Source organism: Paraburkholderia sp. RAU2J (assembly GCF_003634845.1).
In the GTDB taxonomy this organism is placed as follows: domain Bacteria; phylum Pseudomonadota; class Gammaproteobacteria; order Burkholderiales; family Burkholderiaceae; genus Paraburkholderia; species Paraburkholderia fynbosensis.
This window is the reverse complement of sequence record NZ_RBXG01000002.1, coordinates 285133-304041: the sequence shown is the minus strand read 5'-3', so window position 1 is coordinate 304041 and position 18909 is coordinate 285133. Positions and strand designations below refer to the sequence as shown.

General features: G+C 61.5%; 13 protein-coding genes and 2 pseudogenes. 6 read left to right on the top strand and 9 right to left on the bottom strand.

Going from position 1 to position 18909, the window contains the following annotated elements; genetic code table 11:
* The first annotated feature begins 135 nt into the window (after window positions 1-135).
* On the top strand, window positions 136-1473 hold the full coding sequence (locus B0G69_RS18885) for an MFS transporter (protein ID WP_121319995.1): 1338 nt from the start codon (window positions 136-138) through the stop codon (window positions 1471-1473).
* Between the two features lie 382 nt (window positions 1474-1855).
* On the opposite strand, the gene B0G69_RS18880 is transcribed toward B0G69_RS18885, so the two are convergent.
* The 3 genes from B0G69_RS18880 to B0G69_RS18870 all read right to left on the bottom strand — a co-directional run bounded on the left by B0G69_RS18880 (window position 1856) and on the right by B0G69_RS18870 (window position 5485).
* On the bottom strand, window positions 1856-3301 hold the full coding sequence (locus B0G69_RS18880; protein WP_121319993.1) for an IS1182 family transposase: 1446 nt from the start codon (window positions 3299-3301) through the stop codon (window positions 1856-1858).
* A 323-nt stretch (window positions 3302-3624) separates the two neighbouring features.
* A complete protein-coding gene (locus B0G69_RS18875) occupies window positions 3625-4647 on the bottom strand; it encodes an IS110 family transposase (protein ID WP_121319991.1) in 1023 nt (340 codons plus the stop codon).
* A gap of 265 nt (window positions 4648-4912) precedes the next feature.
* Window positions 4913-5485: a phosphatase PAP2 family protein gene (locus B0G69_RS18870; RefSeq protein ID WP_018422420.1), complete on the bottom strand. Its 573-nt coding sequence runs from the start codon at window positions 5483-5485 to the stop codon at window positions 4913-4915.
* 322 nt (window positions 5486-5807) lie between these two features.
* Between B0G69_RS18870 and B0G69_RS18865 the strand changes: the two are divergent.
* Window positions 5808-6134, top strand: a pseudogene (locus B0G69_RS18865) (porin); the annotation flags it as partial.
* Between the two features lie 135 nt (window positions 6135-6269).
* Here the strand turns inward: B0G69_RS18865 and B0G69_RS18860 are convergent.
* Window positions 6270-6575: a PepSY domain-containing protein gene (locus B0G69_RS18860; RefSeq protein WP_121319989.1), complete on the bottom strand. Its 306-nt coding sequence runs from the start codon at window positions 6573-6575 to the stop codon at window positions 6270-6272.
* Between the two features lie 199 nt (window positions 6576-6774).
* On the opposite strand from B0G69_RS18860, the gene B0G69_RS18855 reads away from it, so the two are divergent.
* The gene (locus B0G69_RS18855; RefSeq protein ID WP_121319987.1) at window positions 6775-7101 is read left to right on the top strand and encodes a DUF4148 domain-containing protein; all 327 of its coding nucleotides are present in this window, start codon (window positions 6775-6777) and stop codon (window positions 7099-7101) included.
* A gap of 683 nt (window positions 7102-7784) precedes the next feature.
* Here B0G69_RS18855 and B0G69_RS18850 read toward each other — a convergent pair.
* The 5 genes and pseudogenes from B0G69_RS18850 to B0G69_RS18835 form a co-directional block, all read right to left on the bottom strand.
* The gene (locus tag B0G69_RS18850) at window positions 7785-9458 is read right to left on the bottom strand and encodes a glycosyl transferase (RefSeq protein WP_121319985.1); all 1674 of its coding nucleotides are present in this window, start codon (window positions 9456-9458) and stop codon (window positions 7785-7787) included.
* Window positions 9459-9819: 361 nt separating this feature from the next.
* Window positions 9820-9981, bottom strand: a complete 162-nt coding sequence (locus tag B0G69_RS41035) for a hypothetical protein (RefSeq protein WP_158608953.1) — start codon at window positions 9979-9981, stop codon at window positions 9820-9822.
* A gap of 57 nt (window positions 9982-10038) precedes the next feature.
* A pseudogene (locus B0G69_RS18845) lies at window positions 10039-10632 on the bottom strand (efflux RND transporter permease subunit); the annotation flags it as partial.
* 143 nt (window positions 10633-10775) lie between these two features.
* Window positions 10776-12140 carry an ATP-binding protein gene (locus B0G69_RS18840; protein WP_121319981.1) on the bottom strand — a complete coding sequence of 455 codons (1365 nt, stop codon included), beginning with the start codon at window positions 12138-12140 and terminating at the stop codon, window positions 10776-10778.
* Complete coding sequence (locus tag B0G69_RS18835; RefSeq protein ID WP_121319979.1) at window positions 12140-12799, bottom strand: response regulator; 660 nt, start codon at window positions 12797-12799, stop codon at window positions 12140-12142. Before B0G69_RS18835 ends, B0G69_RS18840 begins: the two co-directional genes overlap by 1 nt.
* A gap of 196 nt (window positions 12800-12995) precedes the next feature.
* Between B0G69_RS18835 and B0G69_RS18830 the strand changes: the two genes are divergently transcribed.
* The 3 genes from B0G69_RS18830 to B0G69_RS18820 are packed head-to-tail and all read left to right on the top strand — an operon-like array spanning window position 12996 to window position 18614.
* The gene (locus tag B0G69_RS18830; RefSeq protein ID WP_121319977.1) at window positions 12996-14438 is read left to right on the top strand and encodes a TolC family protein; all 1443 of its coding nucleotides are present in this window, start codon (window positions 12996-12998) and stop codon (window positions 14436-14438) included.
* Window positions 14425-15567, top strand: a complete 1143-nt coding sequence (locus B0G69_RS18825; protein ID WP_241991393.1) for an efflux RND transporter periplasmic adaptor subunit — start codon at window positions 14425-14427, stop codon at window positions 15565-15567. The genes B0G69_RS18830 and B0G69_RS18825 overlap by 14 nt, the downstream gene beginning before the upstream one ends.
* Entirely contained in the window at window positions 15564-18614 is a 3051-nt protein-coding gene (locus B0G69_RS18820) for an efflux RND transporter permease subunit (protein WP_121319973.1), read from the top strand. The genes B0G69_RS18825 and B0G69_RS18820 overlap by 4 nt, the downstream gene beginning before the upstream one ends.
* The last annotated feature ends 295 nt before the right edge of the window (window positions 18615-18909 follow it).

Genomic DNA, 18909 nt, shown 5'->3' with positions numbered 1-18909 from the left:
AAGTCTTGAACAGGAGCAGCAGGTGAGACGACGCGCGAATGACGTCGTGCGCGAACCCCAGGGAACGCAGCAGCGACCGGAACTGCGACCCACGGGCGGCGTTGGACCGCCGAGCGACGTCGAAGGACGACTAACATGGCCCTTTCCAGTTCCGACCAGGATATGTCGGCCAGACTATCCACCTCTCGCCTGTCGACGCTCGATCACCTTCAGATTGCGTCACTGTGGTTTGCGCTCTTTTCTCAATGGATGTCGGTCGTCCCGGTGCTCATTCCGGCACAGATTGCCGAACTGCTCGGACGCAATGCGGCGGTGAAGGAAGGTGTGGCCGGCTCTGTCATTGCGGCCGGCGCATTCATTGCTATGGTCGTATCGCCGTTAGCTGGCGCGCTATCGGACCGTTGCTCGGCAAAACACGGACGTCGGCGCCCGTTTCTCGTCGCCGGCGTATTCGGCACCGCGGTCGCCCTGGCAGGGCTCGCATCCTTCGACCGCGGGGGCAGCATCTGGCTTTACACGCTAGCATTCCTGCACCTTCAATTCTGGTGGAACTGGGCGGCGGGCCCGTACGCCGGGCTGGTACCCGATGTTGTGCCGAAACAGGAAACCAACCGAGCGAGCGCATGGCTGAACGTGATGACGGTGCTCGGCACCATCACCGGCAACGCAGTACTCGTCGCGCTGTATTCTCCCGGGCGCCTGTCTCCGACGGTTGCCACGTTCATTGCAATCATGTTGCTCTGCCTCTGGCTGACGATCAGGGGTTCACGCGAACCGGCGCCTGCCAGATCCCGCCAGCGTTTCGAGCTCCTGGCATTCATTCGCTCGTTCTATCTCGATCCGCGCATCCATCAGAACTTCTACTGGGTGCTGGTGACCCGCCTGTTCGGAAACATGGGAATCTGGTCGATCTTCACCTTCATGTTGTACTACCTGCAGGACGCGATAGGTGTTCGCCATCCGACCCATCTCCTGAATGGGTTGCTTGGTGTCGGTATCGTGCTGGCAATCCCGGCCAGCTTGTTGGGCGCGCGGCTGGCCGACCGTCACGGAGCCGTCCCCGTCGTCCGCCTGGCCAGTTGGATCATGGCGGGGACCGCGATCGGCTATGTTCTGCTAGCACTGCATCCAAACCTGCTACTGGTAATCCCGGTCGCGTTGGTTTTCTGTGCGGCCTACGGCACCTATCAGTCCGTAGACTGGGCGCTCGTGCTGCAGGTTTTGCCGAACAACGCGTCCGCTGGCAAGGATATGGGCATCTGGCACGTGTCGATGGTGCTGCCGCAGATCTTCGGCCCGGCCGCGACCGGGTGGATGCTGTCGTGGGTCAAGGCATTCGCTGGACCCGGGCCTGCCTACGTCCTGGCGTTCGCCGTCGCCGCGGTGTGGTTCGTGCTGGCAGCCTGGCTCGTTTCGCGCGTCAAGCTTCCTTCGGGCCAAGACGAGTCCACCGGACCCATTGGGCGAACATGATGCGGCGCCCGCCTCGCCCATTGCGTTCTCGTCCCGACGCCAATCAGTGACCCGATACGTGCGATGCGTCAGCCATGGCACTGCGTGCAGGCTGCGCGACGTCAACGCGGCAAGCGTGCCGGGGCGATCGCAGCAAACGGATAGAGCCCCGCGGACCAACGATCACTGCGCATCCCGAATCGGCGCAAGCCCAATAACGCCCCTTTTTATCCACCTTGCTATACGTCGAATTGCGCGTCACACCAGTGGCCGAACCCGGCCGAGGGCGTGTGGAAACTGCATTTCTGCCGCTGAGGGCGAGGTTGCCGGTTGGATCGATCAAGTTAGATGCGTCGAGCTTGCGCTAATCGAACATCGCGGCCGCAAGAAGCCCGTCAGGGCCTCAGCTTGTAGCCATCCTCATCGCCTTCATCATTCCGGCAACGCCCAGTATATTCAGGACGCGCTTGAGGTTGTAGGCCAGTACCTGAAGGCTCATTTCGGTGCTCACCCGTCCCAGCGTCCGGGTCAGGAAGTGGGTGGCGCCCATCCAATGCTTCAGCGTGCCAAAGACGTGTTCTACAGTGCTTCTTCGGATGGTCATTGCATCGGGCTTCCGGTCGAGTCGACGCTGCATAACTTCCAGTACGTGTTCGTGTTCCCATCGTCGGATGCGACGATAGTCGCTGGGCGAACATCGTTCCTTGAGATGGCAACGCGGGCATGCGCTGGGCCAGTAGACGCGCAGATTCATGTCTTTCTCGACGGTTTCGAATCGAAGAATTGCGCGCTCACCGGCGGGACATCGATACTCATCGCTTCTTGCAATGTAGATGAAGTCGCGTTTGGTGACGAGCCCTTTCTTCCTTGACGCTGAGGTGAGCGGTTTCGGGACATACGCCATGATCCCTGCCAGTTCGCACGCGCGGATGTCCGGACCGCTGAAGTAGCCCCGGTCAGCCAGCACTTTCAGCTTTGGCTTGCCCATCGCGTTCTTTGCTGACAGAGCCATCTTGCTGAGTTGACCATGATCGCCTCCGATATTCGTCACCTCGTGTTCGACAATAAGATGATGCTTCGTATCCACGGCGGTCTGGACGTTGTAGCCGACCGTTCCGGTTCTCTTGCCACCGCTGGTCATGGAGCGGGAATCCGGGTCAGTGAGCGACAACTGTCCGTCCGGTTCATTCTTCAACTGATGTTTGATCTGCTCGAGTTCACGCATCCGCTGGCGCAGGAGCGCGATCTTCTCGTACAGGCGCACGGTCTTCACATCGAAACCTGTCGGACTGGTCCGGTCTGCGGTTTCAATCATGTCGAGATATCGCTGCACGCTTTCCTCAATCTGCTGCTGACGCTTGTCGATCTTGCCAGCCGTGTAGTTTCTGTCACGGCTGTTCACAGCCTTGAACTTGCTGCCGTCAATGGCCACCATGTCGCTCGATAGCAGCTTCAGTCCGCGACACAGTTCGACGAAGCGACGGCATACGTTGCGGATGGCCGGGCCGTTGTCGCGGCGAAAGTCGGCGATCGTCTTGAAGTCTGGTGCCAGACGTCCAGTCAGCCACATCAGCTCGACATTGCGCTGGCATTCGCGCTCAAGCCGCCGGCTGGACGGCACCCGGTTCAGATAACCGTAGATATAGATCTTGAGCATCACGCCTGGGTGGTACGACGGGCGACCCGTGACTGCGGGCGTGCTACCGTTGAAGCCCAGTTCCGCAAGGTCCAGTTCGTCGACGAAGGCATCGATGACCCTGACCGGATTGTCCTGCCCGATGTAGTCATCTATGCATTCGGGTAGTAGTGCGACCTGCTTGCGGTCATCGCCTTCAACGAATCGCTTCATGAGTCACCCGGTCTCAGTACGTTGATTCAGTTTAGGCGATCAATGCGTTTTCACACACCCTTATATGGACACCGCCCGGTTTGCCAAGTTGATCTTGATGTGATGCCGTAACAAGGTATCGGCTGCGGTCTTATATCCGGCTTTACGCGAGCCGAAGCCGCGAGCCCTGATGGAATGCGCCAGGAACGTCCTCATCTCGGCCGCGTGCTTCAGGCACAAGGGTGTGTTCAGGTTTGCGTTCCTGCGGTCCGACCTGTTTTGCCATCACAAGTAATCAACCATAGCAACCTACCGGTTCATCGAGGTCTCAGAGCCTCTTACAGTCAAGCTGGTCTTATGCTGACGTGATTCGCTTCGTAACTGCTCTTGTGGGCCAGTATGGCCCAGGCAGTTCGTGCCATCTTGCTCGCCAGAGCGACGGCTACCACGTTGGCGGGTCGTCGCTCCTGAATTCCTTTCTGCCACGCTGTTGGTACCTTCGTGTGGCACAGGACGGAGCGCGCTCCATGGATCAGCAGCGTGCGCAGGTACGGATCGCCTCGCTTCGAAATGGAGCACAGTCGAATCTTCCCGCCCGTACCGCTTTGCCGCGGAACAAGACCGAGGAACGCAGCGAACTCACGCCCTGATCTGAAGGTCCTCGCGTCTCCGATTGTTGCTACCAGGGCCGTTGCGGTTAGCCTGCCGATGCCGGGCACGTCGGAGATCGCGCGACATGCCACTTCCTGTTTCTGCCAGGCACCAATGCGCTCCTCAAGTTGATCGATATCATCCTCGAACGCGTTGATGCGTCGTAACTGGTCTTGCAGATTAAGCATGATCGATGCGGGAAGTGTATCTTCCAGTTCTGCCATGCGCTGCCTTACCTCGGCAAGCCCTGCCGCACGTCCTGTGCGAAACGTCACGCCGAATTCGTAGAGAAACCCACGGAGCTGGTTCACCTGCATTGTTCGAAACTTGATGAGCTGCGAACGCATTCGGTGCAAGCTCAGCATCGCTTGCTGATCTTCTGTCTTCGCTGCGACGGTGCGCATTCCAGGTTGTTGAACCGCGGTCCATATCGCCTTCGCATCTGCCGCGTCGGTCTTGTTCGTTTGCACAAAGGGCCGGATAAACTGCGCATGCAACAGCACGACCTCGTGTCCCAGTGCCTGAATTTTACGTGCCCACCAGTGAGCGCTCCCGCACGCTTCAAGAGCGACACGCCCGGCAGGACGCTGAGCCAGAAACGCGATCAGATCGTCACGGCCAAACCGCCGGTTCGCAATCTCGCCGGTTTGGGTGTCGACCCAGTACAACTGGAACACCCGCTTTGCAACATCCAGTCCGTATGTCGTAGCATTCATTTGGGGGCCTCCGTTCTTCAAGTGGTTGTGTCGCAACTCCACTTTGGCACATTGATGCCGTTCGGTTCTGGAGGCCCTCAATCATGCCCCCTCCCCCAAGGGAGGGCGGTGTCCATTCCATCTCGGCCAGTCGCGAGCGGTTTCGTTCGGCGACCCGCAACGGACGGCTGAACACGAGTCGGCTAACCGGCAGCTTCAAGGACCATAACAGCCACTTGCGGCCGCACCTTCACTTGCACACCACTCGTCCGATTCACAGCCCGGGCTAAAACCGCTTCGCAAAGCCAACTGTAAAACCGTGCGGGAGAATCTGGACGAACAAGGGTGTCTGCCATGTCGTGCTCAGGTATCCGACCGCCGTGCCGAGTGCCCAGCCAGCGAGAACGTCAGTCTGCCAATGTGCCTGGCTTTTCACGCGTGCAATCGAATCGTAGAGCGGCAACAATTCCAGTCCCCACACCCACGGGTCACGCCGACCATAGTTGACGATGAACGGCGTCACGAAACTCGCCTGAAGGGTGACCTCGCCACTTGGAAAACTCTGTCCGCCGCTGAACCATTGGTTAGGTCCCTGGCCCGCGTTGGGCCGCTGGCGACCGAATGCGTACTTCATGCCTTGCGCAGCGACCGCCGATATCGCCGTAGCGTCGGCCGTTTGCCAGAAGGTATGGCCCAGTTCGTTGTCGTTCCCCAGCCACAGAGATCCGCCCACCGTCGTGGCGATCACGGCATATTCAAGTCCGAGCTGAACGTTGCGGTTCCATATGCCGCTCTGATCCAGAGCGACCTTGCGGTCGATCCCGCCGGCATATGCGCCCGAAAAAGCCAACGCCGTCATCGCGGCGGCACCGCACCGTCTTGCTCCTACCGTCATTCCAGGAGTGGACAATCTCATGTGGACCTCACGCGCAAGATTCGGGTTGACCGGTCAGCCCCTGACGCATTCGAACAAACAGAGAAACTGCCAGAAAACATTCCAACGTGCCCGGCGCAACGCACATGCCCGGACGATAAACCCCAGCTCGAATCGTCGGGAACCGGCCTAGCGGCATACCTCCACCGTGGCGGCGAATCGGTTCTGATATTCGTGGCCCGATCGCCCTTGTGCACCAATGGAAGTTCCAACGGGACGGCATTAGGCGAACTGCATACGCACTAACTTGCTCGTCGTCGCCGCTTGCCCGGCCACTCAGTCCGAGCGGTGTCCACCTTTCGGTGCCATCACATCCGTGACACTGTACGGCTTGGTCGATGCCGGTATCGCGTATACGAACAATGTTCAGAACGGCGCTCCCAGCCATGGGAGCGCACGCGTGGCACTGGCAAGCGGCAACATCAGCGGTAGCCGGTTCGGCCTGCGCGGCGCGGAAGATCTCGGTGGTGGCCTGAAGGCTATTTTCGTGCTCGAAAACGGCTTCAACGTCAACAACGGCACGCTCGGTCAGGGTGGCCGGATGTTTGGCCGTCTATTAGCCGGGGTGGTCGCCATTGTTGCAGTCGCTGTTACCCAATCGCGAATCCTGTCGATGCCCGAGCCACGCACAACTTTGACGGCATCTTGGACTCCGGCGTTGTCGTGATGAGCTTTCTATACACCTCATGTCGAGTTCGATCGCCGATGGTCAGTCCGGGTTCGGGCCTTCCGCCCTGTTCTCAAGAACGGCTCCGGTCTGCGCATCAACACCCACCTCCTGTGTACCCTGCTTCGACGCGATATCGAAGGAATAACGCAGTCCGCTACCTCCGGCTTCCTTCTCGAGCTCTTCATCGGTGATCCTTCCGGGATGAGCCTTCACCGCAGCCGCACGCGCCTGCTCAAGGCTGACCTTCGCTTCCCTGGCATATTCCTGGCCGGTAAATGCATAGGCGGGAATGCTCGTCGCAAGTACGCCGACGACGGCCAGGACAATGCCGAATTCCTTCTTCATTTCGTACTCCCATGTCGGTTGGCTCTGAATCGATAATGGCACTGCATGATTAAGCCAGGCTGAACCGGATGGATTTCGAAAGCCCACAGCGCGGGCGGCATTTTCCGTTCGTTAAGGGTCCCCTAAGTTGCCGCTTCTAGAATTGATCGTGTCACTAGGCGTATAGCCCAGATCCATATTCAGGAAACGAGGAACTATCATGAAATCTGCTCTTCTTACCTTCACCACCGCCATTACGCTGATCGTCCCGGTCGTTGCTTTTGCCCAACAAACCAGTGCTCCGCTCACCCGCGCGCAAGTCCGCTCCGAACTCATTCAGATCGAGCATGCTGGATACAATCCCGCAGAGCGCGACACCTCTACTTACCCGGCGGACATCCAGGCGGCAGAAGCTCGCATTTCCAGCAGAAATGCCGCACGTCCCGGATCTGATTCCGGTATGGGAAGCGAAACCAGTGGTGCTTCGCAGTCCGGCAAACACGCCGCGCCAGCCCCCGCTTCGACGCATCTTTTCGCGCATCACTGAACCCGTGATCGTGGCTGCGCGCGGACAGCAAGCCGGATTCGAGCCGAAGAGCTTTCTCGAGGAAGTCAACGAGAAGCTCCCAAGGCGCTCCCGTCCGTGAAATGACCGCAGATAGATCGGCCAATTTGTGTCCAGGCGCACTTCGCAAGCTGACCGGCCTCACCCCGGAGACCCGCTCCGCACGCAGATTAACCCGGGATCGTTACCAGCGGTGGGCGCGACTCACAGCGATCCCCGATAAGACAGGGTCCAAGTCGCGGAAGATACATTGCCGGAGGTGTGAGCCGATATTGCGTTTAGCCCGATCAACTCGGAGTGCGCCAAGGTCTCTCGTCGACAATAAGGTTTTCTTCGACCAATACTGATATTAAGGAAACCATATCATCCGTATCTTTTTCCAGGCTGCGCTCGCTGCGGCAGCACTTGCCACCGCGAGAACGACTTGCGTTTGCCCACGCCGTTCAACGCGGCGACAATGCGGATGTAGGAAAAATCCGGATTGTTCGGGAAGGGGTCGTCGACACACCTTGCGCGGTCCCGCTCGGCTTTCGCTTTCGCCGATGCGCATTGCCAAACGCGCGTCGACAGTGACAGAGGCTTTCCGCTGGATCAGGCAGTGTTACGTCCGCAAGTCCGAGTCCGCAGCGCTGCAAGTTAAGTCTGTGCCGCTGTCTGCCAATTGATCAACTTGCGTTCGGCCGAGGGCCCGTTTTCTGGTAAAGAAAGAAATGTTCCTGGTTATCGCCCGGACGCGATCCGCTCCAAAACGACGTCCAGTTGAGTCGCGCCGGGGGCGTCGCCGAGGGACTCTGAACCACGAGAATTGAGCATCGCCCGGAATCGGGCATCCCTGCACCGGCCACCTTGCGTTTCGTATAAAACTCGAACATCGGCGCCTCAGATTCACCGAAGCCGTCCAAGATGACGCATCCTCCAGATGGAATAACCGTCGTCATTGCGTGAGCGGCGCGTTCGAACACGCCGCGATAGCTCTTGGCGTCATCGATCCACGGTAGCACGAGCGTGGCCGCGAGCCCCCAACCAAGCGTGAGCGCTGCAGCCCAACTGGCAGCAGCCCGCAAGCTCCCACTTCGGGCAATCGGGCGCTGCGCTGCGATCCACGCGATCGTCAGCGCAAGCGCCGTAAGGACGGCAACTGGCTGTCGCGATGGCAGTTCGTAGTCAAGTGGCAGCCACCGATGGAGCGGGGCCAGCCAGTGATGTTGCGCGACTGGGCCCCGCATGATCCACCATGCCGTCCAGACGCTGGACAAACAGACGGCCGCCACCATGCTGGCGAGTCCCGCCCATGCGCGTTGAAGGGCCAGAGGCAAGCGCGGCAGCGCGTCGGCCGCTAGGGGCGTTAGCGCCGGCAAAAGCGGCAATAGGTAAAGCTCACGCATTGTCGCCGACAGGCATAACGTTACCAGCCCCGTGCAGGTGACCAATGCCGCGACGATCAAACCAGACTGTCTCCAACTGGCAACTCGGCTTATTGTCGTCAACGCGAGCGGACCGACAGGAAATGCGAAGAAAAATACCGCTTTAACCGGTGTCGAAAGCGTATTGTCGGAGCCAAGCTCAGGTACGGAAAATCCCAGGAATCGTCCGACGTTGTTGTCCCAGAACCATGTCTCGAAGAGCGATGTTGAACGCTCGGCGAGCAGCCACGGCCAGATGAGCATCAGCGGCAATGCGACTCCCCCAGCGATCAGAAGTGCCGCCATGTAGCGGCGTGAGCGGCACGAACGGACCAGGGTGGGGACGCTACATGCAGACAACCCAAGCACGCCCGGCATCAGCAAACCCTTTGTCATGAAAGTAGCTGCTGTGCTGACCCCCAGCAATGACGCGGCTACCCAAACCCGCCCCGGGCTGGAATGATCGACAATCAGGACAATTTTTGTCAGCGCGTATAGCGCAACGGCGCTGGCCCCCATCAGCCCGACGTCCGTGAACAGATCGTGAGCGTGCTTGACGAGCCCGATAGTCCCGGCCAGGACCAGCAAGGCGCCGGTCACATCGCGGGAACCCCAGCGGGCGCAGCCTGAAATTACCCGGGCGGTCGCCGCGACTGCGGCAAACGTGATTAACATCGAGAGGAGCGTCGCAAGGCGTGCCCCGTCTGCGGGCCTCAAACTCCCCGAACTCGCCCTCATCAGGCCGGTTGCGATCCAGTAAAAGAGCGGTGGCTTTTCCATGAACGGCACGCCGGCGTTCGTCGGAACAATCCAGTCTCCGCTCTTCGTCATGTGCTGGATTATGCCGAAAGTGTAGGGCTCGTCCTGCTTCCATGGCTCACGCCCTACGATACCTGGCACCAGATAGAGTGAAAGGCTGATGACTACGATAGCCACTCGCCAAACTCGACCTATCCCTTGAAACCATTTCGACCACGCCGATCCCGGCATACAAACACCCATCTGGTTAGCTCCAGTACTCCCGGGAACAGTCCGCGGCCGGTGTGAACGTTGGCCGCGACCGCATGCGACCCGCCAGAATCGCAACGGAACCCTTAAGCGAACCTTAGCGGATTTAAGTGCGATGAGTTAAAAGACCCAGGATAGAGTCAGGCTTTTACCAAGTCTTAGGGTATGCTTAAGAACGGAATCAAACGGAAAAAATATACCTCTCAAGCGCTGTGAATCCTGGCCGATACAGAGAACGCAGTCCACGCGTTTCCTATCAGGAGAATCAGATGTCCATTCGGACTATCAGTCAGAGCACAGCGCAGACAACGGGTTCGTCTGCGGCGCCGAGCTCAAACTCGGCACCGACGGCTCCGACTTCGAACACGAGCGTTTCGTCCGGTACGGGATCGAACGCCAGCACCGCGACGCCGTCGTACACCGTCAATATCAGCAGCGCAGCGCACGCCATGCTTGCCGAAGCAAGCGAGACCTCAGTTCAGACCGCGCAGGAAGCAGGCAAGGGCGATCAGCAGGCGCAGCGTCTGCTCGCCAGGGAGGCGGCCACCAGGGGCGTCTGAATGCGTCGCGGGTTGTACGCCTGAAGGTCCGGACTGCCGCGCTGGATTGGCGGCGGTTCCGGTACAGCCGGATACTTGCGTCGCTTACTCGGCTGACAAGCCGCTGGCGACGCGGCCGGTACCCAAACCGCCAGTTCACGCTCGGCCATACTGCCCTCCCACACTGCGTCGCCAGCAAATGGGAGAGACGAGCGAACGATCGACGCGCCGCCCGCGTCGTGGACAACGTCAGATTCTGCGACACGATCGGTCCGCCCGCCGACCAAGATCCCCAACTGCACGCGCAGTTCCGCATCCGCCCCATGATCGGGCGCGAAGGGCAGGACACTGATCAGTGCCGCCAGAGTCGTCATCATGAACGGACCAAAGGACAGAGCACACATACTTTGCGGATCACGTCGCGCGGCGACAGACAGTGATAGCCGTGCGACGGCAAACGCGAAGCCGATCACCAGGATTGCGTTGTTCTTTACGTTGTCAATCAGCAGGATCATCCCGACAATCGGCCGTTCCTTGCCGCACAGAATCAACGCCAGCAATGCGCGATGTGCACCGAAGGCAACGTCGAAATGATCGTCAACGGGTGGATCAGGCGTTCATACACAATTCGTACCACGCGGGGTTTAAAGAGATCGTGACCGCCGGGAACGGCTCCCGCTGGCTGACCGAAATCGGCTCCCAGAAGTCAACTCCTGACCGGCACCGGCACATCGACCTCGAGCGCCTTCAGACCGGACACCGCCACGCAGAGGCCGGGCCGGCCTTCGTTGTTGCGCACAGAAAGCCTCAATTGATGCCGCTCGGCTATCCGCGACACGATCGCGAGCCCGAGCCCACTCCCCTCGCCTTGCGCCTCTTCCCCGCGATAGAAGCGGTCGAAGACGCGTTCGAGTTCAGCCTCCGGAATACCCGAGCCGGTATCGGCGACATCGAACCCGACGCGTTCGTCGATGCGCTTAAGGATCACATCGACACGACCGCCGCGCGGCGTATGCCGGATCGCGTTGCTTATCAGGTTGCCCAGCAGCACACTCATGCCGTGCGGCTCGGCCAGCACCGTATAACCATCGTTAGCCGTGCGGGCGCCCTCGCACTCCAGGCCGAGGTCAATGTCCCTGGTCTCCGCCAGCAGTGAAAAATCTCCCACCGCCTGCTCGCCAATCCGGCGCAAGCTCATCGGCACCATCGACGTTACCGGATGTGCGTCTTCACGCGCCAACGTCAGCAATTGCTGCACCAGGTGAATGATCCGGTTGACGCGCCCCTCGACCCGCTCAAGCGTCGGCCCCTCGCTCTTTAATGAGCCGTCGCGCGAAGCCGCCTGCAATTGCAGCTTCAGCGCGGCGAGCGGCGAGCGCAGCTCGTGCGCTGCATCGGCGATGAACGTGCGCTGCGCCTGCGACGCCGTACGCAGCCGTTGCAGCAGATCGTTGAGCGCTTTCACCAGCGGCATGACCTCGACCGGCACGGTGCCGTCCAGACGCAGCGGTTCCAGCGAATCGATCGAGCGGGTCGACAGCGCGCGCGTCAGCCCTCCGATCGGCGCCAGCCCGCGCGCCACCACCAGCAGGACCAGCACAATCGTCACCGGCACCAGCACGCCGAGCGGCCATAGCGTGTGCAAAGCGAGGTGCAGCGCGAGGTCCTCGCGCACGGAGATCGGCTGCGCGACCTGGATATAACGGTCCTTCTGATCCAGCCCGAACACGCGCCAGTGATATTCGCCGCGCTGCACCGTGCTGAAGCCCGCATCGTGGCGCGAAAATACCGGCGCCGCCGTCGAGTGATAGACAAGCTCGCCTCTAACGTTCCAGATTTCGATGACGATCCGGTCGTCGGCCAGATCGCCCAGATCCGGATTGCGGTGTTCACCGTCCTCCGTGCCCGCCAGGTTGGACGGCAACGACAACGCGACCGTACGCAGTTCGTAGTCGAACAGCTCGCTGGCTTCTCCGCGCGCCGTGTGAAAAATGCCGTAGCCGGCCACGCCCGAGGCTGCCGCCATGCCGAAGATCAGCCACCCCAGCAGCCAGCGGCGAATCGAGGTCATCAGCACCTCTTCAGACGGTAGCCCACGCCGCGCACGGTCACCACCTGGTCCGTGCCGATCTTGCGCCGCAAGCTGTGCACATGTACTTCGATGGTGTTGCTGCCCACCTCCTCGCCCCAGCCGTACAGTTTCTCTTCGAGCTCGGCCCTGGTGAACACGCGCGTGGGTACTTCGATCAACGCCTGCAGCAACGCGAACTCGCGTGGCAAGAGCGGCAGCACTACCCCGTGTTCGGTGACTTCGTGTGCCACGGGATCGAGTGTGAGCTCGCCGTGCGCATAGATGGGTTGCTTCTGGCCGGTGCGCGGGCGTAGCAAAGCACGTATGCGGGCGGCCAGTTCGTCGAGATCGAAAGGCTTGATCAGGTAGTCGTCGGCGCCGGCGTCGAGGCCGCGAATGCGCTCGTCCACCGCGTCGCGCGCGGTCAGAATGATGACCGGAGCAGCGCCGCCACGCGTGCGGTAGGAATTCAACACGTCGATGCCGTCTTTTTTCGGCAGGCCGAGATCGAGCAACACGAGGTCGTAAACGCCGTTGCCCAGCGACAGTTCCGCAGCACGGCCGTCTTCAGCCAAGTCGGTCGCGTAGCCGGCCCGGCGCATCGCGCCCAGCACGGTTTCGGCGATCATGTCGTCATCTTCGACCAGTAGCAGGCGCATGGTTTCTCCTCTTTCCGGTTAGCCCGCATTGTCACGCCCGAGAGCTTAACCCTTCCTTATCGCTTCCTTATCTTTTGCTGATGACACGCTTAGATCGAAGTTAAGCATGTCTTAAGCAGTTCATCAGCACAATTGGCTCCCCTTATGCGGCATCCGGTTGCGGGCTGCCCTACCTCTTCATTCCAGGAGCCGGACTTTGCCCGTTTTCAATGCCGCAGCGCCAGCCAACCGAGTGGCAAACCTGGCGGTCCGCCCATGGCTGCGCTGCCTCGCGCCGGTCTGCGCGCTGCTGCTGGGCGGCTGCGCGTGGTATCACCGCGAGCCGCTCGCGCCGCACGACACGTCCACCTCCGCGCGTTCACTCGAGCGCATCCAGATCGACGCATCGCGCATGCCGCTGCCCGAGCTGGCCGCGCATCGTTTCGATCCGTCCGACGGGCTCGACATCGACGAAGTCGCGATGCTCGCGGTGGCCAACAATCCCGAGCTCAAACTGGCCCGCGACGATCTCGGCATCGCGCGTGCTCAAGCCTACTCGGCAGGATTGTTGCCCGACCCGCAACTGAGCGTGTCGAGCGACTACCCCGGCGCCGTCGGCACCACGCGCGCGTTCAATTATGGCTTGAGCATCGACGTGATGGCGATCGTGCTGCGCAGCGCGAACAAACAGTCCGCCGACGCCACGGTCGCCAAAACCGATCTCGGCCTGCTCTGGCAGGAATGGCAGATCGTCGCGCAAGCGCGGCAGTTGTTCATCAAGACGCGCTTCCAGCAGGACACGCTGCCGCTGCTGGAGCAACAACGCGAGCTCGCACGCACGCGCTACGAACGGATGGCCGAAGCGCGCCGCGACGGCAATCTCACCGACGACACGCTGACCGCCGCGCTTACCGCGTATAGCGACGCGCGCAAGCAATCCGCCGAGGCCGAGCGTGCCGCCGAACAGACGCATCACGATCTGAACGCACTGCTCGGCCTCTCGCCGGAAGTCCGGCTGCAACTTGCCGGCGGCGAAGACATCGCACCGCTGTCCGGCACAACGCTTGACGCCGCGCTCGCCTCGCTCGCACAACGCCGCCCCGACCTGATCGCGCTGCAGGCAGGCTACGAAGCGCAGGAGCAGAAATATCGCGCGGCGATTCTGAGCCAGTTTCCGAGCCTGTCGGTGGGCTTCGTGCGGGCGCGCGACACGTCGAACATCTACACCAGCGGCTTCCAGATCAACCTGAGTCTGCCGATCTTCAACCGCAACCAGGGCAACGTCGCGATCGAGAAAGCGACCCGCCAGCGCCTGCGCGACGAATACCAGACACGGCTGAACCAGGCGTACGCGGACGTCGCGCACCTGCGCGCGGACAAAGTGATTCTCACCCGGCAATTGCAGCAGACGGAAGCGGCACTGCCCGACGCTGACCTCGCCGCGCAGCACGCGGCGGCGGCTTTCGCTGGGCACGACCTCACGCTCGGCGCTTACACGGACGCACAAAGCGCGTCGCTGACCAAACGTATCGACGTCGCGACGCTGCGCGAGTCGCTCGCCGAACAACGCGTCGGCCTTCAGGCGCTGCTGGGCAGTGCAATTCCCGACGCCTTCTCCTCCTCCGCTCAGACCTTCACCGAAACTCATGATGCGAAATAGCCTCTTTTCAGCGCCGCGACGGCGCATCGCCGCGCTTGCGATTGCCGTCGTCTGCGTCGCGCTCGTGGGTGTCGGCATGCACGCGGTCCACGCGGCGGGCGCTGCCGCTACCGCTACCCCGGCCGCGAGGAACGCCGCCGACCAGCCCGTGGTTGCCGTACAGACCGTGCGCGTACAGCGCGCCGATATTGCCCAACCGGTGCGAGCCTACGGCATCGTCGCGGCCTCCGCGTCGAACCTCACCACCGTCAATCTGCCGTACACCGCGCGCATCGTTCAGATGCGCGTGCAGCCCGGGCAGACCGTCACGCGCGGCACAGCGCTCTTCGTCGTGCAGGCCGATCCGGCCGCCGCACTCGCCGCGACCCAGGCGAAAAGCGCGCTGACGCTCGCGCAAGGCGAACTGGCGCGCACGCAATCGCTGTACGACAAGGGGCTCGCCACGCAGTCGCAACTCGCGAGCGCCCGCAAGGCCGCCGAAGACGCACAGCAGGCGCTCGCCGCGCAGGTCCAGACGGGCGTTGCGGGCGGCAACAAGGTCATAACCGCGCCGCTCGACGGCGTGGTGCTGCAGGTGTCGGCGACCCAGGGCGATCAGATGCAGCCCGGCGCCGCGATCCTGCAACTCGCCGGCGGCGGCAAGGATGCCCACGTCAACGTGATGCTCGGCGTCGAGCCGTCGGATGCCGCGTCGATTCACGCGGGGGACGCCGTCACCCTGCACGGCCTGTCCACCGCGCTCGCGAAAGCAGCGGCGGACGGCCGCGTGGTGCTGGTCGGGGGTGCTGTCGATCAGCAGAGCCAGCTTGTCAACGTCGGTGCGAACGTGCTGCTCGGCCAAAACGCGTTCATTCCGGGCACGCGCGTGAGCGCCGATATCGCGACGCGAAGCGGCGTGCACTGGATCGTGCCGCGTGCCGCCGTCCTGAAAGACGACCAGGGCCCGTATGTCTTTCAGATCACGCCGCAGAACAAGGCGCGCCGCGTGGCGGTGGTCACACAGGTCGAGAACGGCGAGCGTTACGGCGTGGACGGTCCGATCGACGCTGCCGAGGGCATCGTGGTCAGCGGGAACTATGAGTTGAAGGACGGCATGGCGGTGCGAACCAGCGGAGGCGCGCCGCGATGAATTTTGGTCAATGGATGCAGAAGCACCGGCGCTCTCTGCTGTTCGTGATTGCGTTGCTGGCGATCGCCGGTGCGCTCGCCGCGTTCCGCCTGCCTATCTCGCTGTTCCCCAACGTCGCATTTCCGCGGGCGGTCGTCTCGCTCGACGCGGGCGACCGCCCCGCAGAACAGATGGCCACGCTCGTCACGCTGCCGGTCGAGGAAGCGCTGCGCCGCGTGCCGAACGTTCTCGACGTGCAATCGAGAACGAGCCGCGGCTCAGCGGAAATCTCGATCAATTTCAACTGGGGCACCGACATGGCGCAAGCCACGTTGCAGGCCCAGTCCGCAATCAGTGAAATCCTCGCGAAGCTGCCGCAAGGCACTTCGATGCAGGTACGACGCATGGACCCGACGGTGTTTCCAGTGCTGGCCTACAGCCTGACGTCAAAGCAGCAATCGCTCTCCGCGCTGCACGATCTGGCGCAGTTTCAGATGCGGCCGTTGCTCTCGTCAGTGGAAGGCGTGGCGCGCGTCGACGTGATGGGCGGTGCGCAGGATGAGTTCGAAGTGGCGATCGAGCCCGCGCGCCTCGCCGCGTACAAGCTGTCGCTCGCCGACGTGTCTAAAGCGATCGGCGCGAGCAACGTCCTGATGGCGAATGGCCGCATTGAGGATCACGACAAGCTGTATCTGGTCATCGCCAATACGACGATCACGCAACTGGATGCATTGAAGAACGTGGTTGTGTCGGCCAACGGCGCGACGCAGATACGCCTCGGCGACGTCGCGTCGGTCCGCCAGGGCGTGATACCGCAATGGATGCGCGTCACCGCCGACGGTCAGGATGCCGTGCTGATCAACGTGTATCAGCAGCCGGGCGCGAACAGCGTGGCGATGGCCAGAGCGATCCGCGCGAAGCTCGCCGACTTCCAGCATCAGATGCCGGCCGGCGTACATCTGTCGAACTGGTACGACCAGAGCGAACTGGTGATCGCCTCGGCCACCAGTGTGCGCGACGCGATCATGATCGGCGTGGTACTGGCAGCGTTGACGCTCTTCTTCTTCCTGCGGAACTGGAAGATCACCGCGATCGCCGTGGCGCTCGTGCCAGTGGTAATGGCCGCGACGATCCTGTTGCTCGACGTGTTCGGCATGGGCTTTAACATCATGACGCTCGGCGGCATGGCTGCCGCGGTCGGCCTCGTGATCGACGACGCGATCGTGATGATTGAACACATCGTGCGGCGCATGCGTGAAGCCGGCTCGCGCGCCTTTCACGGCCGAGTGATGGCGGCAGCGCTCGAATTCACCCGGCCGCTTGCCGGCTCGTCGGCGGCGACGCTGATCATCTTTGTGCCGCTGGCGTTCTTATCGGGCGTGACAGGCGCTTTTTTCAAGGCGCTATCGGTGACCATGGCGAGCGCGCTGTTCATTTCGTTTCTCGTGACCTGGCTCGCGGTGCCTATTCTGTGCGACCACTGGCTGAAACCGAAAGACGCAGAGGAACATAAGGAAACGCGCTTCGCGTCGTGGATGAACCAGCGTTATGCGTTTCTGGTCGAGCGCGTCACCGCGCGGCCGATTCTCGTGCTGCTAGGTTTGCTGCCGCTGATCGTGGTGGCCGCATTCGCCTTCACGCGAGTGGGCAGCGGTTTCATGCCGAGCATGGACGAAGGTGGTTTTGTGCTCGACTATCATACCGAGCCGGGCACGTCAGTGACCGAAACCGACCGGCTGATGAAACAGATCGAGTACATCATCCGGGCGAATCCGAATGTCGCGACCTATTCGCGCCGCACCGGAGCCGGTCTCGGCGGCGACCTGAACGAACCCAACAAGGGAGATTTTTTTGTGCGCCTGAAGTCGGGCAGGCGCGAGCCGATCGATACGGTAATGGAGGAAATCCGCTCGAAGATCGAGACGCAGGTGCCCGGCGTGAGCATCGAACTCGCGCAGTTGATGGAAGATCTGATCGGCGACTTGACCGCGGTACCCCAGCCGGTTCAGATCAAGATATATTCCGACGACCAGAATACGCTCGACACTACGGCGCGCAAGGTCGCGGCCGGGATCGGAAAGATTCAGGGCGTAGTGGATGTGAACGACGGCATCAACCCGGCGGGCGACGCACTGGAATTGCATATCCGGCCGGAAGCGGCGGCTGCCGAGGGCATGGACCCGCAGTCGATCGCGCAGACTGTGTCCGACATGGTGGAAGGCAATCTGGCAACGCAGTTCCAGAACGGGCCGAAAACGATTGGGGTGCGTGTGCGCAAGGCCGGCGCGATGAAGCTGACAGATACGCAACTGGGCCAGTTGCAGATCCGTGCGCCTGACGGGCATTTGTTTGCGCTGAACCGCGTCGCCGACCGGGTGACGGTGACGGGCCAGCCGGAAATCAGCCGCGACAATCTGAAACGGATGGTGGCGGTGACGGCGCGCATCGACGGCCGCGATCTGGGCTCGACGATCGCCGACGTGCAGAAAGCGCTCAGCGATAAAAACCTGTTGCCGGGCGGGGTGTACTACGAGTTGGGCGGCTTGTACCAGCAACAGCAGATTGCATTCAAGGGTTTGCTGACTGTCTTCGGCGCGGCGATTGCGCTGGTGTTCGGCCTGCTGCTTTTTCTCTACGAGCGCTTCCGCGTTGCGCTGGCGGTCATGGCGATGCCTTTGCTGGCGGCGGGCGCGGTGTTTATTGGGCTGTGGATCACCGGGATCGAGTTGAACATCTCCGCCATGATGGGGATGACGATGATTATCGGTATCGTGACTGAGGTGGCGATTTTTTATGTGTCGGAGTTGCAGGGGCTGGTGCGTGATGATGGGATGCCGTTTGAGGAGGCGTTGACTGCCGCTGGCAGCAATCGCCTGCGCCCCATCACGATGACGACGATTGCCGCGATTCTCGCACTACTTCCGCTGGCTTTCGCCCTCGGACAGGGCTCGGCGATGCAGCAACCGCTCGCCGTTGCGATCATTTCCGGGTTGATTGTCCAGTTGCCGCTGGTGTTGTTGCTGCTGCCGGTGTTGTTGAAACTGCTGATGAAGAAGCAGGCGATATAGGTTGGGGCGGGCTACTTGCGCAGCGCTTTGTTTGTGTACGGCTGCGACGTACCGAGGATGTACACCGAGCCCATTGCCAAGAAAAAACCTACCGCGTTAGCGCAACACCGAATCCGCCCAAACGGGCGGCAGCCGCTCGACTCGCGTCAGCGACTCTCGGAGACAGAAGCGCTTGCAGCGCAGCCGCATTCTGAGAATCGCGCACGTTCACTCAACACTCGATCGCGAGTTCGATCTCGTCCTTCGGCTGCGCGACCTGCAAACGGGCACACGACGGCGATGTTGGGGCTGTCGC

Coding starts and splice junctions, on each gene's coding strand:
- B0G69_RS18885 (WP_121319995.1), top strand. CDS start 136: ATGGCCCTTTCCAGTTCCGACCAGGATATGTCGGCCAGACTATCCACC.
- B0G69_RS18880 (WP_121319993.1), bottom strand. CDS start 3,301: ATGAAGCGATTCGTTGAAGGCGATGACCGCAAGCAGGTCGCACTACTA.
- B0G69_RS18875 (WP_121319991.1), bottom strand. CDS start 4,647: ATGAATGCTACGACATACGGACTGGATGTTGCAAAGCGGGTGTTCCAG.
- B0G69_RS18870 (WP_018422420.1), bottom strand. CDS start 5,485: ATGACGGCGTTGGCTTTTTCGGGCGCATATGCCGGCGGGATCGACCGC.
- B0G69_RS18860 (WP_121319989.1), bottom strand. CDS start 6,575: ATGAAGAAGGAATTCGGCATTGTCCTGGCCGTCGTCGGCGTACTTGCG.
- B0G69_RS18855 (WP_121319987.1), top strand. CDS start 6,775: ATGAAATCTGCTCTTCTTACCTTCACCACCGCCATTACGCTGATCGTC.
- B0G69_RS41035 (WP_158608953.1), bottom strand. CDS start 9,981: ATGGCGTGCGCTGCGCTGCTGATATTGACGGTGTACGACGGCGTCGCG.
- B0G69_RS18840 (WP_121319981.1), bottom strand. CDS start 12,140: ATGACCTCGATTCGCCGCTGGCTGCTGGGGTGGCTGATCTTCGGCATG.
- B0G69_RS18835 (WP_121319979.1), bottom strand. CDS start 12,799: ATGCGCCTGCTACTGGTCGAAGATGACGACATGATCGCCGAAACCGTG.
- B0G69_RS18825 (WP_241991393.1), top strand. CDS start 14,425: ATGATGCGAAATAGCCTCTTTTCAGCGCCGCGACGGCGCATCGCCGCG.
- B0G69_RS18820 (WP_121319973.1), top strand. CDS start 15,564: ATGAATTTTGGTCAATGGATGCAGAAGCACCGGCGCTCTCTGCTGTTC.